This window comes from Prauserella marina (assembly GCF_002240355.1).
Classification (GTDB): Bacteria; Actinomycetota; Actinomycetes; order Mycobacteriales; family Pseudonocardiaceae; genus Prauserella_A; species Prauserella_A marina.
The window spans coordinates 4970403-4991569 of record NZ_CP016353.1 but is presented as its reverse complement, the minus strand read 5'-3'; the positions used below and the strand labels follow the sequence as shown (position 1 = coordinate 4991569).

Below are 21167 nucleotides of genomic sequence, written 5' to 3'. Positions count from 1 at the left end.
CCTCTGGCCCGGTGAGGCTGAGCCGGTCGCGTATGCCGGAGAGCGTCTCGCCGATGGTGTGGCGGCGGTCTCGCCTGTTGACTTTCCGGTATGTCAGACGGGGTGTATTTCATCGTTCTCGCCGCGGCGGCCCTTGGCGCCGCGCTCGTCGCGGGGGTTTTCTTCGCTTTCTCCACCTTCGTGGTGGCGGCGCTGCGGCGACTGCCGGCCGAGCAGGGAATCGCGGTGATGCAGGCCATCAACGTCACGGTGCTCCGGTCGGCGTTCCTGCTGGTCTTCGCGCTGACGGCGGTGTTGTCGGCCTTGCTCGTGGTCGTTGGCCCGCTCGTCGGCGACGCCGCGGGTGGGTGGTGGTCGTTCGCCGGTGGCGTCGGTTATCTGGCCGGCTCCTTCGTGCTCACCAGAATGGCGCACATCCCGAGGAACGAGGCACTGGGACGGGTAGATCCCGCCGGAGCCGAGGGAGCTCGCCTGTGGCGGAGCTTCGTTCCGGTCTGGACGGCGTGGAACCACGTGCGGACGCTGGCCTCGCTCGTGGCGGCTGCCTGCTTCGTCGCGGGGCTGCTCGTCCGGTGACCTCGTCGGCGAGTTCCGCCGGTGATCGCCGTCCTGTCACCGGTATTGATCCGGTCGGGTGACCTCGGGACTCGTGGTGGCCCCCCGGTCGTCACGGTGGGGTGTGGCGGGGCTGAGGGAGGGTACTAAGCCCCTAGCGGTGAGGGACGAATCGGGCGACCGTGGTTCACCAGCGGCATGGGTCTGGGTGAGGAGCCTGCTATGTATCAGGTCACGGTGGGAGCGGTGATGACGCCGGATCCCATCTCCGTCGGACCGGAAGCGGATCTCAAGACCATCATCGAAGTCCTGCTCAGCCACGACGTCAGTTCCGTTCCGGTCGTCACGCGCAGCGGTGCGCTGATCGGTGTCGTATCGGAGGCCGATCTGATGCGGGGCCACGAGGGAATGCCGGAGGGTGAGGGGCTTCCTCCCGCCTACGCGAGAAGGCGCGCGAGGGAGCGCTGGAACATGGCGTGGGCGAGCAGGGCCTTCGACCTCATGGTGACGCCGGTGCTCACACTCGACGCCGGTGACCCGCTCAGCGCGGCGGCCAGGGAGTTCGGCAGATCTGGCGTCCACAGGCTGTACATCACGGGAGGCGGGAAACTCGTCGGCGTCCTGTCGAGGGGTGACCTCCTCAAGGCATTCGTCAGACCCGACGCGGTCATCAAAGCCGACGTCCTGCGGGAGGCATGCGGCGAGACGGCCGCGGTCGACGTGACCGTCGACCGCGGTGTGGTGACCTTGAGCGGTGAACTGGAGTGCCGAGAAGACACCGAGCTGGTTTCCCGGCTGGCCGCGCACGTCATCGGCGTGGTCTATGTGGTCAACGAGCTGCGTTGTCGCAGGAACGAGACGCCGGATCTGGCTCGCCGGTGACTGGGGAGGGGACGGGGCGGCGACCGGACGCGGTGGCCGCCCCGCTCCATATCCCGCTGTCCCGCTACGCGGTGGCCTGGCTGGGCTCCGCTTCCACCTCCAGCGGGGGAGCCGTTTCCTCGACGGTGTCGGCGCGCTGGCTCGGGATGTGGGTTTCGGCGACTCGTTGACCGGTCAGCCGTGCGATGCGGACGAGGATCCCGTTGTCGAAGGCGTATCGCATCGTCAGCGTGTCAGTGTGGGAACCGGCAGGCCGGTCGGTGTGCTCCAGCGGTATCGCGAGGCCGACACCGACGACGGTCCATGCCGATTCGTCGTCGGCGAATTCGATCGTCACCGGTCTGCCGATCGCGTTGCGGGTGAGTGAAGAGTCGTTGCCGGTTGGCACCAGTATGTCGCCGCTTCTTCTGACGAAGCAGGCCAGCAACACCGGTTCCCGCCCGTCGACGGCAACGAGGGCAGTTCGGCTTCCGCCCCGTTCATTGACAAGATCAAGGCAGTCCCGATGGGTGAGGCTGAGAGCGTCCACGTTCGCTCCTTCTCTCGCGTCGGCGAGCGAAGGGTGAATCGCCCCGTACACCGGCCGTTGCCGACTACCCGCCGATCACGTTCCAACGTCGAAGCTGTAAGGCGATGGTCGTGACCTCTGTCTGGTTCGTCGTGTCGGTCTTGGTTGGGAGTGGACGTTCCCGCCAGGCGTGCCAACGTCCCTCCTACATTGGAGTACCCGCTGCGCGGGTGTCTGACGATCGATCTTTTGGGTAGTCTTGCGCCAAGAGAATGAACATCCGGTCGCGCCCGGTGACAGGGCGGGCGACGACTTTCTGCTGAGCGGCCAACGATGCTCGGACCCGTTGCGACTGAGGAAACCTTTGCGCAGCAAGGCTTTCGCGAAAGAAACTCGCGGAGACCACCCAGCCGGAATCGCGGCGAAACCTTGCCATAGGGTTCACCGCGAGCCCTGGGCGTTGCACAATTCCTTGTGATGCCTGACGAAACCATTCGCCGGGCGCGACGGTCGATCGTCGGCCGGCTGAGCGCAGGACGTGCATACCCTGTCGGGTACAGGCGGGAAGTAGGACGCGCATGACGATCACTGACAGCCGCGAAGGCGTGCGGCCGTTGCCCACCGTGTTCCGCACGGCGTGGCTCGGCTATCACCGCGCCGACGTGCGGCGGTATTCGGAGCGGGTGGAGGAAGAGCTGCGCCTGGTGACCGCCGACAGGGACGCGGCGGCCGACTGTGCGGAGCGATTGGCCAGACAGCTCGAACAGCTGCGCAACGAGAACGACGAATTGCGCGCCAAGCTCGACAGGGTTTGTGCCGAGCCGATCGAGAGCGACGGCCTTTCCGAGCGTCTGCTGCACATGGTCGAACTCGCGCACGAGGAAGCCGACGAGATCGTCGAACGTGCCCAAGAGGGCGCCGACCGGACTGCCGCGGCGGCGAGCAGGGCCGCTACCCGCCTGCGCGCTCGCCACGAGCAGCAACTCGTCGAACTGGCCGAGCAGGCAAAGCAGCGGGAAGCCGAACACCAGGAGCTGTTGCGTCAGGTCAGGCAGGAAGCCGAGGAGCGAGCGGAGGCCGAGGCCCGCGATGCGCGCGAAGCCGAGCGGCGGCGAAGGGAACTCGACGAGCAGGCCACGAGGCGCAGGCAAGAGCTCGACCGCGATTTCGCGACGAGCATGGCGGCGCGCAGGGACGAAGCCCAGCGGGCCATCGACGAGCGAGCCGACGCCGCGAGGGCGGAAGCCGACACGCTGGTGAGCGAGGCACGGGAAACGGCGCGACGACAGGTGGCCGAGGCCGAGGCCGAAGTACGACGACTGCGCGAGGTGCGCGGGCGGATTTCCGGTGAGCTGCGGTCGGCTCGTGAGGTGCTGGCGAAGATGGTGTCGTTGACGGAGCCACTGCCGGAGGAGGACGAACTGGCCCGTCCTTCGTTACCCCGGCAACGAGCTCATGCTCACCCCGAACCGGCCGGCGCGGGATGACCCGGCAGGAACCTCAGGAGTGTGTCCTGCTCAAGTACGGTGAGCTCGCGCTGAAGGGCCGGAACAGGGGACTGTTCGAGCGGCACCTTCTCCAGGCCGTCGAGCACGCCATGCGCACCGACGGCGAGCAAGTGAGGATCAGCCGGCGAGAAGGCGTGCTGGTGCTGTCGCACGGACTGCCGCGACACGAACTGATGGAGCGGGCGGTGCACGTCTTCGGCGTCAGCGTCGTGCAGCCCGCGCTGCGTACCGCCTGCGATGTCGGCGCGGCGACCGAGGCCGTCCTGCTCGCGCTGGCCGGGAAGTACGGCGACCACGATCGCGGCGCCCGGACGTTCGCGATCAGGGCGAGAAGGAGGAACAAGACCTTCCCGATGACGTCGCATGAGCTGGCCGCCCACATCGGCGAGCGGGTGCGTGACGTACACGGCTGGCGAGTCGACCTCGGGCAGCCCGACGTCGAGGTCGTCGTCGAGGCCGACAAGCGAGAAGTGTTCGTCTCGCTGGAGCGCCACCGGGGCCAGGGCGGACTTCCGGCCGGGGCCAGTGGCAGGGCGCTGGTGCTGCTTTCGGGGGGCTACGACTCGCCCGTCGCGGCGCACAGAGCCATGCGCCGAGGTTTGCGCTGTGAGTTCGTCCATTTCAGCGGCGCCCCCTACACCGATCCCTCCTCGACGTACAAGGCTTACGCGCTGTTGCGCGAACTCGACCGCTACCAGGGACGGTCCCGGCTGCATGTCGTCGCGATCGGCAAGGCCCAACGTGCGTTGGCGACCGCGGGAGCGGGCAAGCTCCAGGTCATCGCGCAGCGCAGGCTGATGGTGCGGCTCGCCTCCGAGCTGGCGAGGGAACTGAACGCACAGGCTCTTGTCACCGGTGACAGCATCGGCCAGGTCGCCAGCCAGACCCTGAGCAATCTCGCCACCGTCGAACAAGCGTCGTCCGTTCCGGTGTTGCGGCCGCTGCTGACCTGGGACAAGAGCGAGATCATCGCCGAGGCGGAGCGGATCGGGACGGCCGATATCTCGGCGTTGCCCGACGAGGACTGTTGCGCGCTGCTGGCGCCGCCTCGGGTCGCGACGAGGACTGGTCCCGGCGAATTCGAAGGTATCGAGGGCAGGGTCGAACTGGCCGAGCTCGTGCCGAAGCTGCTGGCCGACGCCCAGGTGCTGACCGTGGGCGGGACCCGGAGTCAGGCTGGCCCTCTGGCGTAACGCCTTGGTGGGACACCGATCATTCGCCGCAGGTGCCGTGCCAGGTGCGACTGGTCGTAGAAACCGGAAAGGGCGGCTGCCTCGGCGGGGCCATGCCCGGCCAGCAGGTACCCGCGTGCCAGGTCGATTCGGCGGCCGATCAGATACCGGTGGGGTGGCATGCCGATTTCGCGAGTAAATGCCCTGACCAGGTGAACCGGATGGGCATGTAGCCGGGCCGCTGCCTCGGCGAGGCCGATGTCGTCGGGAAGTCGCGCGTCGAGCAGGTCCCTCAGCGTGCCGGCGAGGCCAGGACGCGGCGCTGGAGGTCTGTTGGGTCCTGAGCCGAGGACGAGCCGACCTTGCAGCCGATCGACGATGAGGGCGAGCCTGCTTTCGGCCTCAAGCGGCTCGCCGCGCGTCGCCAGCGTGGTGTGCAGCAGGTCGATCCGGTCGCGCAGCATCGGATCGGCGTGGTCGGGATGATCGACGGCCCTGCCGATGAGTTCGTCGCCGATCAGCTCGCGGTCCAGGTAGAGCACCCGTTTGCGAAAGCCGCGCGGGCGGACGGACCTGCCGTCGTGTGCGACGTCTGGCGGCAGCAGCGTCACCATGGTGCCGAGGGCGCCGTGCTCGTGGCGGTCGAGGTCGTAGCGGACGGCGCCCTCGTCGACGATCAACAGGGTCCACGCGTCGTGCGTGTGCCGAGGGTAGGCGTGATCGCCGAATCTGGCGTGAAAAACCTCGCGGAGGCCGGGCACCGTCGGCCGCCACGCCGTGACGTCAGCTTGGCCGACCATGTTCACAACGTACAAGACGAGACGCGCGGTGGTCGGGCAGATTCGGTGACGGAGTGGCTCTCACCACGGTGGTGCTCCCCGGGAACGTCGATGTTCCGAGGTGTCGAGGCCGCTCGGGAAGGACGCGGACGTGCACGAGGGGACAGCGATGGCGAGGGGGTGCGGCGTGCCGGGACGAGCAGCGGCGACCGTGGAAGTTTCGAACGACGCCGAGGGCGTGGCGCCCGTTCGCTTCGCCACCAAGATCGCGGTGGTGCTGCGAGACGACCTGGAGGCGTGGCAGCGGCTCAACGTATGCGCGTTCCTCAGCGGTGGCATCGCGGCCGCCGAACCCGACCGGGTAGGGGAGCCCTACGCCGACGCCGACGGCAATGCCTACCTGGCGATGTTCCGGCAACCGGTGCTGGTGCTTGCCGCGTCGAAAGATGTGCTGACCAGTGCGCATGCCAGAGCACTTCGGCGAGGAATGCCGATCGCCGTGTTCACTGCCGACCTCTTCGGCACCGGTAATGACGTCGACAATCGCGCCGCGGTGCGTTCGGTGCCCGCGACCGGGCTCGATCTGGTCGGGCTTGCCGTGCACGGGCCGCGCAACGCCGTCGACAAAGTGCTCAAAGGTGCGACCATGCATCCGTGACCGGCATCGATTGCGGCACTCCTCCGTATCGGTGGCAGATGAGCAACTCTCTTGCACATGAAGTTCAATACCAGTAGCACTGGTAGGGCTGGTTGACCGATCGATGATCACGCTGGAGGCGACCGATGTCGTTGCACGTGCCTACCGAGTTGCTGGAGCGCGCCGAACGAGGCGCGGTGGAGGATGCCGAGTTCGTCGCGTGCGTGCGGGAGTCCCTGCCTTACGCGTGGCAGGTGATCAGCGACGTGGTGGCCGACCTGGAGACCGGCAACGCCGAGTTCGCCGACAACACGACGCCGCCACCGAGTGAGAGTGAACGTGGACAGCTCTTGCGGGCACTGGCCTCCGACGCGATCAGAGGCGGGCTCGAACGTCACTTCGGGGTCAAGCTCGCCTTCCAGAATTGTCACCGGGTCGCCGTTTTCCGGCCGGTCGCCGTTGACGGCGACGAGTACCGCGACTTCGTCTCCGTGCGAGGGCAGTTGCTGAATCAGAGTCCAGAATTGCGAGATTGCTAGCAGCCATTCGGTCGAATCCTGGGGCCCTGCCGGACCATCCGGCGGGGCCCCTTTCACGTCGACGCGAGGGCATCCGAATTGTCGCGCGAATCCGCAGTGTGGCGACAAGTCGAAAATAATCGCCGTAGTCAAGAAGATTTCGGCCTTATGTCCGCTTCGGCGGCCGATCGACAGTCGTTTCGTGGCCCTTTGGTCGTCAGTTCGTGATTATCTGGTCGACTGAAAAATGGATGCATAACGCACGTGTCTACTTTTCGGCCGAAGTGTTGTTTCTGTCGGCAACTGGAATATGGTGCTAGCAATGAATATTGGGTAGCCGTTGTCCACGCGACCGTCGCGAAGGGACCCTGATACATTGCCGACTGTTCGTGCTGAAAATCTCTATAAGGTGTTCGGGCGCCGTGCACTAGAGGCGGTACGTGATCTTGAGAGCGGAACCTCAGTGTCCGAATTGGACATTCCAGGAGTCACTCCCGCGGTGATCGACGCATCCTTCGAGGTGCACGGTGGCGAGACTTTCGTCGTCATGGGGCTCTCCGGATCCGGTAAATCCACCTTGATCCGAATGCTGAACGGCTTACTGCCCGCGACGGCGGGAAGAGTGTGTGTGGATGGCGAGGACATCACCGCCATGTCACGCAAGGAGATCCGCGAGATGCGACGGAGCACCATGAGCATGGTGTTCCAGCATTTCGCGTTGTTCCCGCACCGCACCGTGTTGCAGAACGCCGCCTACGGCCTCCAGATCAAAGGTATGGAGCGCGAGGAGCGCCTGACCAAAGCACAGGAGTCGCTCGACTTGGTGGGCCTCGGCGGCTGGGAAAACCACCTGCCTGAACAGCTCTCCGGTGGGATGCGTCAGCGAGTTGGTCTCGCACGCGCGTTGGCCGCGGACACCGACATCCTGCTCATGGACGAGGCGTTCAGCGCGCTTGACCCGCTGATCCGAAGGGAGATGCAGGACCAGCTCCTGTCACTACAGGCCCAGCTCGGAAAGACGATCATCTTCATCACCCACGACCTGAACGAGGCCATGCGGCTCGGCGACCGCATCGCGATGATGCGGCAGGGAAGGATCGAGCAGATCGGCACCGCGGAGGACATCCTCGCTCATCCGGCCAACGACTACGTCGCGCAGTTCGTGCGGGATGTCGACCGGACGAGGGTGTTGACGGCCAGCTCCGTGATGGAGCCTGCCGTCGAGACCATCACCGTCGACTCCTCGCCCTCCGCCGCGAGGGCGGCCCTGCGGGAGAGCAGGTATCCGGGCCTTCATGTGCTCGACAGGGAGGGGAAACTGGTCGGCGTTGTCACCGACACCACCGTGGCCGACGCCACCGAACGCGGCTCGAAAGGGCTACACGAAGCGCTCACTGGTGAGCATCCGGTCGTGCACCCCGACACCCCGGTCCACGAGCTGTTCACTCCAGCTGCCGCAAGCGCGTTGCCGCTGCCGGTTGTCGACAAGCGGAACATCCTGCTCGGAGTCGTTCCCACAGCGACGCTGCTGGGAGCTCTGGGAGAGATCGACCGGCGAGTGGAAGGCGCGGTGAAAGAGGTGGTAGCGGATGCGTGAACTCTTCTCCGCCGCCGAAGGCTGGCAAGTACCGCGGATTCCGGTCGGTGAGTGGTTCGAGGCCGTGCTCGACTGGCTTGAAACCACGCTTGGCGACGTTTTCGACGGTCTCGACACGGCGATCAAGGAAAGCGTCGCGTGGCTTTCCGAGCTGCTCCAATGGCCCCCGTCGTGGGTCATGTTCATCGTGTTCGCGCTGCTCGCGCTGTGGGTGCGGGGCTGGAAATTCGGGCTCGCGACGCTCATCGGGTTCGCCGTCATCGATGGCCTCAACGCCTTCGATGGCGCGATGGAGACCCTGTCGATCGTGCTGATCGCCGGGATCGTCGCGATTCTGATCGCCATCCCCATCGGCATACTTGCCGCCCGAAGTCAGGTGGCCAGCCGGATCATCAAGCCGGTCATGGACTTCATGCAGACCCTGCCACAGTTCATCTACCTGATTCCGGCGGTCTCCTTGTTCTCCGTCGGCGCTGGAGCCGGGCTCGTGGCGACGGTGGCGTTCTCCATCCCTCCGGGGGTCCGGTTGACCGAGCTGGGCATCCGCCAGGTCGACAAGGAAATGGTCGAAGCGGGTGAGGCATTCGGTTCACCACCGCGCAAGATCCTCACCGGAATCCAGATTCCGCTCGCGATGCCGTCGATCATGGCCGGCGTGAACCAGATCATCATGCTGTCGCTGTCCATGGTGGTCATCGGAGGCATGGTAGGAGCGCCGGGCCTCGGTGCCTCCGTGTTCGAAGCCGTGACGCGTCTCCAACTCGGTGCGGGTTTCGAATACGGCCTCGGTGTCGTGATTCTCGCGATCTACCTCGACCGGTTCACTTCCGCGCTCGCGGCGCGCTCCGCGGTCAACCGTGCACGCCGCCTCGCGGGTACGGCGTGATCGGACTCCGGTACGTGGTCTTCAGGAAGGAGAAAGAGGATGAAACGAAAGAGGTTCGGCCGGCTGCTGCCTGCCATGGCCGCCCTCATGGCGACGGCCATGGTCGCGACGGCTTGCGGCGGCGGTGATTCCGGTGACGCGAGCGACTCGGGGAACGGCGGTGGCGGTAGCAAGGAGCTGACCATCGGTTACATCGCCTGGGACGAGGACATCGCGCTGTCCAACCTGTTCAAAGCGCAGCTTGAGGAAAAGGGCTACACGGTCACGCTGCAACAACTCGATGTGGCTCCGACCTATCAGGCACTGGCGAAGGGCGACATCGACTTGTTCCTCGACGCTTGGCTGCCGACCACCCATGAGCAGTACTGGGAGCAGTACAAGGATGACCTTGAGGATCTCGGTTCCTGGTACAGCGACGCGACTTTGAACCTCGCCGTCCCCGCCTACGTCGAGAACGTCAACTCGATCGCGGACCTCAAGGACAACGCCGATATGTTCGGCGGCACGATCACCGGTATCGATCCCGGTGCTGGCGAGATGCGCATCGTGCAGGAAGAGGTCATCCCGCAGTACGAACTCGACGGCGCGCTGAAGCTGCAAAGTTCGTCCAGCACCGCGATGCTGACGTCGCTCGACAAGGCGATCAAGAACCAGGATCCGATCGTGGTCACCCTGTGGCATCCCCACTGGGCGTACTCGCGATACGACCTGAAGGATCTTGAGGACCCGAAGGGTGCGATGGGTGAGGGCGAGGAGTTGCACATGCTCGGCCGCAAGGGATTCAGCGAGGACTTCCCCGCGCTGACCAATATGATCAAGTCGTTCAAGGTGACCGATGAGCAGCTCGGAGCACTTGAGGACGAGATCCAGAAGGCGGGTAGCGGCAACGAGTTGCAGGCGGCGCAGGACTGGGCCTCGCAGAACAAGGAAGTTGTCGACAAACTCTTCGCAGGTGCCTGAGTCAGCGAAACCGACGGTTGTCGCGGTCGTCAGGCGGAGGGCTGTTCGCACTGTCAGCGGCGCGAGCGGCCCTCCCGGCGACAGCCCTGCTGTGAGGGCCACGATCGCCCGAAATCGGGAGCCGTGGATCCGGCGTCCCGCATGAAACCGCCGATGAAGGGTAGAGGGGCGACGTTGGCAAAACCGACGTTGACAAAACCGTGGCGTGCGGCGCGCCACGGCTTCGTCACCGAAGCCGTCGCCCGCGGGAACGACGCCATGGTCATGGGGTGAGCGCCCGCCGTGTCTCCGGATCGACTCGTGAGCGAGCGGCGCACCGTGGCGAATGTCGCGATGCTGCCTATACCACGATCGCCGCGCGGTCGACCTCGATACCGCGTCATTCGATTCCAGGCGGTGAGCCGCGCGTTGGTCGCGGTCCGTGCCGGATGGCCCGCGTCGCGATCTGATCAGCATCTACTCGATGTACCGCCGGGAAACCGGTCCGCGCGGAGCCGTGAGTCGTCTGCCGCTTTCCTGCCCCGGCACAGCGGGCAGGGCACGGCAGCGAGCCACGGCCGACATGCGGTCGCGCGTGCGCCCTGAGGTCCGTTGTGGACGCTGACCGGGGTTCCCGCGACGCGAAGTCGCATTCAAAGCGAAGATCTTGGCATCGGCGCTCCTGTCTCACGTGGCCGTCATGGCCGTGCCCACGATACGGAGAGGGTCCGACATTCCCGGGCTGCTGAGCAGGCCTACAGACGACCAAACCTGATGTTGACGTTGAGTGCATGACCAAGTACTGTGCGTCGTCCCGCTACGCTGGTCGCCGGATCGCTGTCCGGTGCTTCGTCCCTGGTTGGTAGCGTCGTATTCGTGGGGAATCTCCGTTCACGTATCGTTTCCTGGGTAACACGCAGGTACCTGGCTCGCGCCCAGAAAAAGGGCCTCGACCTGTCGAAGATGGCCATCCTGCCCGACGCGGTACTCATGCCGTTGCGCCGCGAAGGCCTCGACCCGGTGCCGGAACTGGGCCGCAAGCGGGTTGAGGAGCCCGTCAGTAAGCTTCCTGTGCCCTTCGGGCTCAACCTCTGGCTGGTGTCCGGTCACGAAGAAGCGAAGACCGTGCTCGGTGACGTGAAATCGTTCAGTAACGATTTCGGCAACCTCGTCGGCAAGACGGGTGCAGCCGCCGACGACAACCCGGGTGGCCTCGGCTTCGCCGATCCTCCCGTGCACACGCGACTCCGCAAGTTGTTGACCCCTGAATTCACGATGCGCAGGCTGGGCCGCCTCAAGCCCGGGATCGAAGCCATCGTCAACGAGCGACTCGATGCCATGGCGAAGATCGATGGGCCGGTCGACCTCGTCGAGGAGTTCGCCCTTCCGATTCCCTCACTGGTGATCTGCGAGCTACTCGGCGTCCCCTACGAGGAGCGAGACGCGTTCCAGCACCTCGCCGTCGCGCGTTTCGACCTCTTCGGCGGAGCCGACGCCTCGCTTGGTGCGATCTCGGAGTCGCTGGATTACCTGCTCGGGGTCGTGCGCAAGCAACGTGAGAACCCCGGCGACGGTTTGCTCGGCATGATTATCAAGGAACACGGCGACCAGGTCGACGACCGGGAGTTGGCCGGCCTCGCTGATGGCGTTCTCACCGGCGGTTTCGAGACGACGGCGAGCATGCTCGCGCTCGGTGCCCTGGTGTTGCTGCAGGACCACGAGTCGTTCGTCAACGTGCGCGACGACGACGATTCCGTCGGCCCCTTCGTCGAGGAGCTTCTGCGCTATCTCACGGTCGTCCAGGTCGCTTTCCCCCGCTTCGCACGTGAGGACGTCACCGTCGCGGGCAAGACCATCAAGCAGGGCGACATGGTCGTCGTTTCGCTGAGCGGAGCCAACCGGGACGACTCGCTCGGAGCCGACATCGAAACGTTCGACGGTTCGCGAACCCCCACCTCGCACGTCGCCTTCGGTTACGGTGCCCACCGCTGTATCGGGGCGGAACTCGCTCGCATGGAGCTGCGCGCCGCTTACCCCGCGCTGGTCCGGCGCTTCCCGGAGATGCGGCTGAACGTCAGCCCCGACGAACTGACGTTCCGGAAGGTGTCGATTGTCTACGGCGTGGAGAACCTGCCCGTGACATTGTCCTGAGCGCCGGGTCAGCCGCCTGCCATCGCGCCGACGATCAGAAGTGGTTCGGTACCGGCCGCCACCGGCTCAGGAAGGGGCTGATCGGCCGGGTCATGTGACAGGTCTTCCTCGCAGGCGAAGAAACGGACGAACGCTCTCCGTTTGAGGGTGACCTGGTCTCTGATGGTGCCTCGCAGCGCTGGGTAACGGGTTTCCAGCGCGTCGAGTACGGCGGCCATGGTGACCTTGCCGGTCGGCCCGCCCGCGACATCGAGCTCGATCTGCCGATCGGAGATATGGGCCAACGTGCGCAGGTGCGTCGGCAACGCCACCTTGATCGTGCGGCTCACGGGACCGTCTGGACTTCGACCGAGAGGACGGCTGGCAGGTCCCGCACGATGGGCGCCCAGGTGTCACCGGCGTCGGCCGAGGCGTACACCTGGCCGCCGGTCGTACCGAAATACACACCGCATTCGTCGAGCGAATCAACCGCCATCGCGTCCCGTAGAACGTTCACATAACAGTCGCGCTGGGGCAGGCCGTCGGTCAACGGCTCCCACTCGTTTCCTCCCACTTTGCTGCGAAACACTCGCAGCCTGCCGTCGAGAGGGAAATGCTCGGAATCACTCTTGATCGGCACGACGTATACGGTTTCCGGCTCGTGCGCGTGCACGTCGATGGGGAAGCCGAAATCCGTTGGCAGGTTGCCGCCGATGTCGTGCCATGACTCGCCACCGTCGTCGCTGCGCATCACATCCCAGTGTTTCTGCATGAAAAGGACGTCGGGGCGGGTCGGGTGGATCGCTAGGTTGTGCACGCAGTGTCCGACCTCGGCGTCCTCGTCGGGAATTCCCTCGGAGCGCAAGCCCCGGTTGATCGGCCGCCAGGTGGTGCCTGCGTCGTCGGACCGGAACGCGCCCGCCGCCGAGATCGCGACGTAGATCCGCCCGGTGTTCCGGGGGTCGTGAATGATGGTGTGCAGGCACATTCCGCCCGCGCCAGGCTGCCATGACGGTCCGGATTCATGGCGGCGCAGGCCGGGCAGTTCGTTCCAGGTCGCGCCTCCGTCGACCGTCTTGAACAATGCCGCGTCCTCGACACCCGCGTACACCGTGTCCGGATCGTCGATCGCAGGCTCAAGATGCCAGACGCGCTCGAACTCCCAGGGATGTTGCGTTCCGTCATACCACTGATGCGTTCCGGTTTCACCCTCGTAGGTGAACTGATTGCCGACTGGGTTCCAGCTCTTGCCGCCATCGTCGGAACGTTGGATGACCTGACCGAACCAGCCGCCTGACTGGGAGGCGAAGAGTCGGTTCGGGGCGGCCGGTGACCCCTTCAGATGGTAGATCTCCCAGCCCGCGAAATGCGGACCGCTGACCTCCCACTGTCGGCGTTTGCCATCGGCGGTCAATATGAAGGCGCCCTTGCGAGTGCCGACCAGGACGCGTACTCCGGTCATGGTTGTTCTCCCCTGGGTTGCTTCGCGACTCGCACGCAACGTAACAGCGGTCACTATAGAACAACAAGCGTCTGATTCGAAAAGAAAAGTTGCCTGGTTGGCGAGTTGCCGATAGTCGCGAACGCGATGAACAACTGTCGAGAATTCGCAAACGTGTTGGCCGAAAAGGTCGCATTTTCCGTTATGCGGGGCATTGTCGCCCCCACTGTCGAGGGGCTAGGTTGGTCGCGGCGCCCCAGACCCCGGCAGAGTGATGCGCAGGCGCGTATCGCAAGGAAACCAAAGCTGAACCGGAGCCGGCTTGGATGGTCGTGGTGCCCGATCATTCCGACAAAAACGCGGCGGACCAAACGGAGGCCGGCGAACTCGCTGGGCTTCGTCTCGACGAACTGCTCAGCGGTATACGACAACGGCTCACCGCGATCGGGCAGACCGGCGATCGACTCCAGGGATTGCTCGAAGCGGTTCTCGCGGTGGGCGCTGGGATCGACCTCGACCCGACCCTGCGGCGCGTTGTCAGGGCCGCCGTCGAACTCGTGGACGCCAGGTACGGCGCGTTCGGCGTGCTGGGAGACGATCAGCGTGAATTGTCCCGCTTCGTGTACGACGGCCTCGATGAGGCGACCCGCGCGCGGATAGGTCGTCTGCCGCTAGGTCGTGGTGTGCTCGGACTGCCTATCCGGGATCCTCAACCGATCCGTATCTCGGACACCGCCGACCATCCCGAATCCGTCGGATTCCCACCGCATCACCCACCGATGCGCGGCTTTCTCGGTGTGCCGGTCCGGGTCAGAGGCGAGATCTTCGGCTACCTCTACCTGGCTGACAAGGCCGACGGAGGTGACTTCGCCGATGACGACGAAATCGTGCTCAGGTCCCTCGCGGCAGCCGCGGGGGTCGCCGTCGAGAACGCGAGGTTGTTCGAAGAGTCACGAGGCAGGGAGCGATGGCTTGAGGCTGTCGCCAGAGTCAACGAAACCATCCTCGCTGACGCGTCCGCCGAGGACACGCTGTGCTTGGTCGCCGACTTCGCCCACGATCTGACGTCGGCGAGCGCCGCACTCGTCCTGCTCGCCGACGAACACAGCAGAGATCTGAGGGTCGTGGCGGCCGCCGGCGGCGGTACTGACGATTTGAAAGGAGTCACCGTCGGCGCGGCCGACGCTGTATTCGGGCAAGGTGGAGCGGTCGCCACGCCGGTGGTTGATCTCACCGGACTTGTCTGGTCGGAGCAGGCTCCGCTCGTGGACCGATTCCAGCACGCTGCCGTGGCTCCCTTGCCAAACACAAGTGACACGAGTGGCTATCTCGTCGTTCTCCGTGTACGAGGTGCCGAACCTTTCCAGGAGGCTGCCCTGCCTGTGTTGTCCTCGCTTGCCGCGCAAGCGACGGTCGCGGTCCGGTTCTCCGGCAAGCAGCGGGCCGAACGGCAGCTCGTCGTATTGGCCGACCGCGACCGCATCGCGCGGGACTTGCACGACCACGTGATCCAGCGGCTCTTCGCGACGGGCATGGGGTTGCAGGGAACGCTGCGGCGAATTGCCGACCCGTACTCACGGCAGCGCATTCAGGACGCCGTCGCGCATCTCGACCAGACGGTCAGGGAGATCCGCTCCGCGATCTTTGAACTGCATTCGTCAGGACGAAGCGATGGGAGCTTACGGCGGCGATTGCACGACATCATCGCGGACTTGTCTTCCGATACGACTTTGTCATTGTCGATCCGCATCGATGGGGCGGTGGACGCGCTCGTTCCCCGTACGTTGACGAACCACCTGGAGAGGATCGTCAGGGAGGGTATGCGTGACGCACTGGCCCGCGAAGGTGCGAGCTGGATCACCGTCGACGTCAGTGCCGCCGACGTACTGACGGTCGACATCGCCGACGACGGAGACCTCTCCGGTGACCCGCGGTATGAGAGCTTGAGCTGGCTCCGAGACGGTGCACGCGCACTGGGTGGCGATTTGGCACTCGGTGCCCGCGACCAGGTGGGTACTCGCCTGACGTGGACCGTCCCGCTACGTCAGACGACGTAGTCTTCTTCCGTTGGACGGGAAGCGGTTGGGTGGAGGGACTGGAGTGTCAGCACGTGCCCATGGTGCGCGGAGTGGTAGCTTGCGTACTTCAGGTAGTGGTCACTGCTCAGGGTCACATGCGCCTGGTCTTCTGGCGGGGCGGGTGAGTCGTGGACAGTGACCGTGCCTCAAGAATGTGGGGGACTGTCGCTGCGCAGGCCGAGCGTGCGGGGGAAGTGGTATCCCCACGTCACGTCTGCCTCGCGTGCGTTGAAACGCTGTCGGCCCGTGGAGCAGGTCTTGCGTTGGCGGGTACGGTGGGAATTTTCGAACCGATATGGGTCTCAGGTTCACCTGCCGACGAGATAGAGGAGTTGCAGGCGACCGTGGGCGAAGGGCCGGGTTGTGATGTTTTGTCGTTGAGACAGCCCGTCTTCGCACCTGACCTCGGCTCCCTTCGGAGCGTATCGAAGTGGCCGGTGTTCGCACCCGCTGCGGCCCAGCACGGGACTAGCGCCATGTTCAGCTTCCCGGTGGGTGTCGGTGCCGCACAGGTCGGTGTTCTCAACGTGTACCGAGCTACGACGGGTGAGCTCACCGCAGGGGAACTCAACGACGCGTACGCACTGGCGGATCTGGCGCTCCTGCTCGTTCTCGATCACCGGGGCGGAATCACGGTCGGCTCCGGCGTCGGTGGGGCCGACAACGACGCGGTACTGCGCAACGTCGAGGTACACCAGGCAGCGGGCATGGTCTCCGTGCAACTGGGAATACCTGTCGTGGAAGCTCTGCTTCGGCTGCGTGCCCACGCGTTTGCCGACAACGTCCGGTTGACTGACCTGGCGCGGGCAGTGGTGCAGCGGAAACTGCGGTTCGCCAGCAACGACGAGCACATCTCGGAGCCTGAGCCGGAGAGCGACCAATGACTTTGCCGCAAGCACGCGTGGCTCGTACGTTCGTCGAGTTGGCAGATACGCTTGTCGACGACTTCGATCTGATCGCGTTCCTGCAGATGCTGACCTCGCGGTGTAAGGAGACCTTGCGCGTGGGTGAGGTCGGCCTGTTACTGGCAGACCACAACGGCTCTCTCAACACGGTCGCGGCTTCCAACGAACAAGCGCGGTTGATGGAGCTGTTTCAACTGCAGAATTCCGAGGGCCCCAGTCTCGACTGTTACCGCACCGGTCTTCCGGTCGAGGCACCTGACCTCGCGTCCCTGAGTTCACGGTGGCCTCGTTTCGTCAGCGTCGCCCGAACAGAAGGATTTCTGGCCAGCCACGCGCTGCCGCTGCGATTGCGGAACGACGTCATCGGCGCATTGAACCTGTTCGGCACCGAAACCGGCAGTATCGATCCTGAGCTGCTGGGCATCGGGCAGGCGCTTGCCGACATCGCGACCATCGGGATCCTGCATGAACGAACGGCCAGAGATCGCGAGACGCTTGCTTCGCAGCTTCAGTCAGCACTCAACAGTCGCATCCTCATCGAGCAAGCGAAGGGAGTGCTCGCCGAACGTTACGACACGGATGTCGACACTGCCTTCGGCGCGCTCAGGGCCTACGCGCGAAGTCACAGCCTGCGGCTGCATGATGTGTCGCGAGGTGTTGTCGACAATGATCCCGCATTCGGCGACATCATGGCGGGCTTCCGGCCCTGAACACGTATTCTTCCAAGAGCCAGAAGGTATCGCGGAGGGACCGCTATGCATATCGATGACGTCGCAGCCGCGCGCACACTGCTGTTCGTGCCGGGTCACCGCCCTGACCGGTTCGACAAGGCGGTCGCTTCCGGGGCTGACGGAGTGGTGCTGGATCTTGAGGACGCGGTGGGGCCCGCTGACAAAGCGGTAGCGCGCGAACATGTTCGGCATTGGCTGGCCGGTGGAAACTCTGCTGTCGTGCGGATCAACGGTGCTGACACGGAATGGTATGAGGCTGATGTGGCGGCATGCGCCGGTCTCGCGACTGTGGTCATGTTGCCTAAAGCTGAACGTGCCGGTGATGTCGATCGCGTCGCCGCGGACAGTGGCGCCCAGGTGATTCCACTGGTTGAAACCGCGAGGGGAGTCATCGAGGCCGGCGCGGTCTGCGCTGCCGAAGCAACTCTCCGCCCCGCTTTCGGCAGCATCGACCTGGCCGCTCAGCTTGGGGTCGATCCCGGTTCCCGGACCGCGCTTCTCACGTCTCGGTCCGCGCTGGTTCTCGCTGCCACGGCAGCAGGTTGCGCACCTCCGATCGACGGCGTGACAACGGCGTTGCGGGACGAGACGCAACTACTCGGCGACATCGCGCATGCGGTCGAACTGGGCTTCACCGGCAAACTATGTGTGCACCCCAGCCAGATCAGCCCTGCCCATACTGCACTTGCGCCGGATGAGGCGGAGGTCGAATGGGCGCGGGGCGTGCTCAAAGCTGCCGCGCGAGAGTCGGTGGCCGTCTACGGAGGAGAGATGGTCGATCGGCCAGTCCTGCTGCGAGCCGAGCGATTGTTAAGCAGGGCCACCGGTCCACTTGTGCGCTGAGCCGAGTGTCGACACCAGTCGATAACATGTGCGAACGCTCAGTGGCCGCGACCCAGTAACGATGCTATCTACATAGGACATAACTGGCTTGTCTGCTACCGAAAGCCGGGCTGGGGCAGGCAACACCGATCGTCGTGAAACGTGGTCGCCGACGATCGGTGTGCCTTCTCTGTCAATTAATGGGTGAACACAACGACTTCACCTGTCGAGGCATTCCAGGTGATGTAACCGCCTTGGAAGTCGCTGCGCTTGCCCGTCGGGATGTCGTACTCGTCCGACGTGGGGTAGCCAAGGAAGGATTGCTCGGCGTCCAAGGCTAACCAGCGATCCCTGATCGCACCCTTGACACCATGACCACCACTATCCGGTGACCAATAGATCGACGCGCCGGCATTGTCGCCCCCGGCGAAGTCATTGAACAGCCCAGCCCCATCACGTGTCGCGGACGTATCACTTGTCGGGTACCCGTAAAGACCTCCCTCCCAGGACGCCTGCTCCCAATGCTCCCGGACCGGCCCGTAAAGGATGTGCGCGCCAAGGTCGAGCCGCCAATAGATCGAAGTGACGCCGGTCGCCGAGGTGCCGGTGAAATGGTTGTACTTGCCGTTGCCCACAGCGGGGCATTCGTCGGTGATCGGCGCACCGAAAGCTTCGTGTCCTCCGTTGGCCAGGTATTTCGTCAGGATGTCACCGTGGGTCTCCCGCGGTCCGGTGCTCTCGGACCAGTACATTCTGCCGTTTTCATATGGCCGGAACCGGATGCCGTCACCGACTTCCTCCCCCGTGGGTGCTCCGAGTAGCTCGCGTAAGTCTGGTTCGGTGTTGTAGCGCTCGTCAATGGGTGATTCCTGCTCAGTGCCGGATGAGCCGCTGGACGCACCAGTAGGCGTGTACGCGCATTTTGCCGCCAGCGGTGTTTGAAGTCCCTGCCCGGCTGACCCTGTACCGCCGAGGATGGTGAGCAACACTGCTGCGGTCGAGGCGACGGCCGCTCCGGCAACTGCGCTTCTGCGTAGTGACATCAGATTCCCCTAGTACCTGTGTGTTGGCGCCCTCGCCGCAAAGTCCACGTTCGCGCGACGATGAAGGTTGCCCGGGCCCGTGTTTCGGGGGTCTGGATTGAACCACCCCCTTCACTCAATCGTGTAGTCACTAATCGAACATTAGTTCGATAGCGTAGGTCAACGGCAAGTTGGGGGAGGAACATGGATACACAGTGCACGTCGAGCCTTGGTCGCATTCGATTGCTGAGAAAAAGGATCGGGCGCTTGCAAGGGCTGTTGTACAAGGAGATCGATGCATTCTGGTCTGGTGCGGGAAGATGCTCCGATGCGGTCAGCCAACTTGCTGTCGCGTTGTCGATCAGTGAACAGAGGGCACGACGTGAGATTAAGTGTGCTGACGCGCTCGTCAGAAGGTTGCCTCATACCATGGCAGCTCTACGAGAAGGCGTCATCGGTGCCACTCAAGCAGCGAAAGTGGTTGAACCGACGGCGCCGATCGACGACATGAGCGCTCGAAGTGTTGATGTCATGTTGATCGGCAGGCTGGATGTCGAGTCGGCGCGATTACGGCGGCGAGTCAACGACGTGGTGCGGAAGGTTGATCCCATAGGGGCAGCCCTTCGTTCGTCCGCGAGGAACTCGAAGCGGCGGGCCATGATTGTTCGCGGCGGCCCGGATACGGCAACGATCGGTGCGGAGCTTTCCGCTGAGACCGCTCATGAGGCATTTGATCGCATCGACTGTATCGCGAGAAGAAAATCCACAAGGGACGATGAAGATCGAACACTGGATCAGATTCGTGCGGACGTGTTCGCGGATCTGCTGCTGAGACGCGGTGCTGACGACTTCTCTGCTCGAATCGATCCGTTGTTGAAACCTGTCGGTGTCACAAAAGGTGCCGGTAGGGGCTCGCCCGCGTCTGTCGGCTGTGAACGGAAGGGGTCGGTGGCGTTGAGTTCATCGGTGGTGGCGGGGCGGGTTGGCCACCCGGAGTCGCAGGCAGTAAGTGCCCGCTCAGGTGCGATGTGTGATGGGTCCGGTGTGAAGGAGTCTCCTGTTCGTGATGCTCGGAATTGTCTTCTTGGTGTAGGTGTCTCTCCGCGGCAGACGATACTCAACGAGAGTGAACAAGGCTCCCGTCGGCGTTCTGGAAAAAGGCGAAGATCGCGTGGTCGTGGGAGAGGTACTCGGAGCAGGGATGGCTTTGAATCTGGTCATGCTGGGCATGTCCAGATCAGCCCCGGCGTGGAGTTGGACTCGGTTCGCCCAGGTCCGTTCCTGGAGGCGCCTGGGAGGCATCTTTGGTTATGGCCGTTCCCCATTCGAAATAGTGCATGACCGTCTGTCGTAGCTTCTGATGTTCAGGCAGTTCTTTTCCGACGGGTATGTCCATCAATTTTAGCAATTCTTCTTTGTTCATCGGTTACCAGTGGTCCTTGATGCTCTTGAGTAGTGATTGATGTCCGCCTAGAATATTGGTGTATTTAACTGGGGTGCCAAATGCCTCGACAAGCCAAACGGTGGCGTGATATCGGTGCTGCGATGCGAAGTCCGCGAACATTGGGCGCAATACGGGTCGTACAGAGTGAGATTGTAGAGCGAGTGTTGCTCAAATGTCAGCAAGGCTGGCATACGGATGGCTGTACGGAACCGTCTGGTTTGGACATATTTTTTGTGTCTAAGCAGTTTGGTTAATTCAGGCGGGTTCAATACCAAGATGGTTGGTCCGATCATCTTGCCCGCAGGTGGCTGTGCTGGCGAACTTCGAGGTCCGAACCTGAAGGATTCGACTGACTAACTGCGTCAGTTCATATTGATGCCTCTACTTCTCGCTTTTCCGCGGTCGGCTTCCTCACGTTGCGAAGGACAGCTGTTGACAGTGCATCGGTGTCGTCAGGGTGTTGTCCTCGATAGCGGAGGCCACATTGCGTGGTTGCTCCGAGTGGTGTGAGCGCGAAGAAACGTTGTCGCGATCGGCACCCCAAGTCTGGCTTGAGAGATGGAGACGGGTCCGCGATGATCAACTTAGGTTTGGTGTGGGTTGGATGAGAGGT

Annotated in this window: 20 protein-coding genes; 15 read left to right on the top strand and 5 right to left on the bottom strand. The window is 64.0% G+C overall.

Translation table 11 applies throughout. The annotated features are described in order from the left end of the window. The first annotated feature begins 90 nt into the window (after positions 1 to 90). Positions 91 to 576: an anthrone oxygenase family protein gene (locus tag BAY61_RS22885; protein WP_091807642.1), complete on the top strand. Its 486-nt coding sequence runs from the start codon at positions 91 to 93 to the stop codon at positions 574 to 576. 201 nt (positions 577 to 777) lie between these two features. Further along, positions 778 to 1437 carry a CBS domain-containing protein gene (locus BAY61_RS22880; protein WP_170140255.1) on the top strand — a complete coding sequence of 220 codons (660 nt, stop codon included), beginning with the start codon at positions 778 to 780 and terminating at the stop codon, positions 1435 to 1437. A 64-nt stretch (positions 1438 to 1501) separates the two neighbouring features. On the opposite strand, the gene BAY61_RS22875 is transcribed toward BAY61_RS22880, so the two are convergent. Further along, entirely contained in the window at positions 1502 to 1966 is a 465-nt protein-coding gene (locus BAY61_RS22875; protein ID WP_143021403.1) for a hypothetical protein, read from the bottom strand. 557 nt (positions 1967 to 2523) lie between these two features. On the opposite strand from BAY61_RS22875, the gene BAY61_RS22870 reads away from it, so the two are divergent. Both BAY61_RS22870 and thiI read left to right on the top strand, forming a co-directional pair. Continuing rightward, on the top strand, positions 2524 to 3432 hold the full coding sequence (locus BAY61_RS22870; RefSeq protein ID WP_091807636.1) for a coiled-coil domain-containing protein: 909 nt from the start codon (positions 2524 to 2526) through the stop codon (positions 3430 to 3432). Beyond that, positions 3429 to 4646: a tRNA uracil 4-sulfurtransferase ThiI gene (gene thiI / locus BAY61_RS22865; protein WP_091807634.1), complete on the top strand. Its 1218-nt coding sequence runs from the start codon at positions 3429 to 3431 to the stop codon at positions 4644 to 4646. Before BAY61_RS22870 ends, thiI begins: the two co-directional genes overlap by 4 nt. Here the strand turns inward: thiI and BAY61_RS22860 are convergent. Further along, positions 4625 to 5425, bottom strand: a complete 801-nt coding sequence (locus BAY61_RS22860) for a helix-turn-helix transcriptional regulator (protein ID WP_091807955.1) — start codon at positions 5423 to 5425, stop codon at positions 4625 to 4627. The two genes, thiI and BAY61_RS22860, sit on opposite strands and share 22 nt — an antisense overlap. A gap of 217 nt (positions 5426 to 5642) precedes the next feature. Here BAY61_RS22860 and BAY61_RS22855 point away from each other — a divergent pair, with 217 nt between their 5' ends. From BAY61_RS22855 to BAY61_RS22830, 6 genes are all read left to right on the top strand, one after another. Further along, positions 5643 to 6062 carry a DUF2000 family protein gene (locus tag BAY61_RS22855; RefSeq protein ID WP_420848842.1) on the top strand — a complete coding sequence of 140 codons (420 nt, stop codon included), beginning with the start codon at positions 5643 to 5645 and terminating at the stop codon, positions 6060 to 6062. A gap of 125 nt (positions 6063 to 6187) precedes the next feature. Next, positions 6188 to 6580: an SCO5389 family protein gene (locus tag BAY61_RS22850; protein WP_091807632.1), complete on the top strand. Its 393-nt coding sequence runs from the start codon at positions 6188 to 6190 to the stop codon at positions 6578 to 6580. 355 nt (positions 6581 to 6935) lie between these two features. Beyond that, positions 6936 to 8156: a quaternary amine ABC transporter ATP-binding protein gene (locus BAY61_RS22845; RefSeq protein ID WP_091807630.1), complete on the top strand. Its 1221-nt coding sequence runs from the start codon at positions 6936 to 6938 to the stop codon at positions 8154 to 8156. After that, on the top strand, positions 8149 to 9042 hold the full coding sequence (locus tag BAY61_RS22840) for an ABC transporter permease (protein WP_091807628.1): 894 nt from the start codon (positions 8149 to 8151) through the stop codon (positions 9040 to 9042). The genes BAY61_RS22845 and BAY61_RS22840 overlap by 8 nt, the downstream gene beginning before the upstream one ends. Positions 9043 to 9081: 39 nt before the next feature. Further along, positions 9082 to 10002: a glycine betaine ABC transporter substrate-binding protein gene (locus BAY61_RS22835; RefSeq protein ID WP_091807626.1), complete on the top strand. Its 921-nt coding sequence runs from the start codon at positions 9082 to 9084 to the stop codon at positions 10000 to 10002. Positions 10003 to 10857: 855 nt separating this feature from the next. Continuing rightward, positions 10858 to 12132 (top strand): cytochrome P450, encoded by a 1275-nt coding sequence (locus BAY61_RS22830; protein ID WP_091807624.1) that lies wholly within the window; start codon positions 10858 to 10860, stop codon positions 12130 to 12132. Between the two features lie 8 nt (positions 12133 to 12140). On the opposite strand, the gene BAY61_RS22825 is transcribed toward BAY61_RS22830, so the two are convergent. Continuing rightward, a complete protein-coding gene (locus BAY61_RS22825; RefSeq protein ID WP_211323613.1) occupies positions 12141 to 12461 on the bottom strand; it encodes a MoaD/ThiS family protein in 321 nt (106 codons plus the stop codon). Continuing rightward, positions 12458 to 13573, bottom strand: coding sequence for a WD40/YVTN/BNR-like repeat-containing protein (locus tag BAY61_RS22820; RefSeq protein WP_091807622.1), 1116 nt, complete (start codon positions 13571 to 13573; stop codon positions 12458 to 12460). The genes BAY61_RS22825 and BAY61_RS22820 overlap by 4 nt, the downstream gene beginning before the upstream one ends. Positions 13574 to 13878: 305 nt before the next feature. On the opposite strand from BAY61_RS22820, the gene BAY61_RS22815 reads away from it, so the two are divergent. The 4 genes from BAY61_RS22815 to BAY61_RS22800 all read left to right on the top strand — a co-directional run bounded on the left by BAY61_RS22815 (position 13879) and on the right by BAY61_RS22800 (position 18109). Then, complete coding sequence (locus BAY61_RS22815; protein WP_091807620.1) at positions 13879 to 15609, top strand: sensor histidine kinase; 1731 nt, start codon at positions 13879 to 13881, stop codon at positions 15607 to 15609. 497 nt (positions 15610 to 16106) lie between these two features. Then, entirely contained in the window at positions 16107 to 16514 is a 408-nt protein-coding gene (locus tag BAY61_RS22810; protein ID WP_091807618.1) for an ANTAR domain-containing protein, read from the top strand. Further along, entirely contained in the window at positions 16511 to 17245 is a 735-nt protein-coding gene (locus tag BAY61_RS22805) for a GAF and ANTAR domain-containing protein (protein ID WP_176879798.1), read from the top strand. The genes BAY61_RS22810 and BAY61_RS22805 overlap by 4 nt, the downstream gene beginning before the upstream one ends. Before the next feature lie 45 nt (positions 17246 to 17290). After that, the gene (locus tag BAY61_RS22800; RefSeq protein ID WP_091807617.1) at positions 17291 to 18109 is read left to right on the top strand and encodes an HpcH/HpaI aldolase/citrate lyase family protein; all 819 of its coding nucleotides are present in this window, start codon (positions 17291 to 17293) and stop codon (positions 18107 to 18109) included. A 176-nt stretch (positions 18110 to 18285) separates the two neighbouring features. Here BAY61_RS22800 and BAY61_RS22795 read toward each other — a convergent pair whose 3' ends face one another. Then, entirely contained in the window at positions 18286 to 19131 is an 846-nt protein-coding gene (locus BAY61_RS22795) for an LGFP repeat-containing protein (RefSeq protein ID WP_091807615.1), read from the bottom strand. 183 nt (positions 19132 to 19314) lie between these two features. On the opposite strand from BAY61_RS22795, the gene BAY61_RS34050 reads away from it, so the two are divergent. Continuing rightward, positions 19315 to 20451, top strand: a complete 1137-nt coding sequence (locus BAY61_RS34050; protein WP_091807613.1) for a DUF222 domain-containing protein — start codon at positions 19315 to 19317, stop codon at positions 20449 to 20451. Positions 20452 to 21167 lie beyond the last annotated feature (716 nt).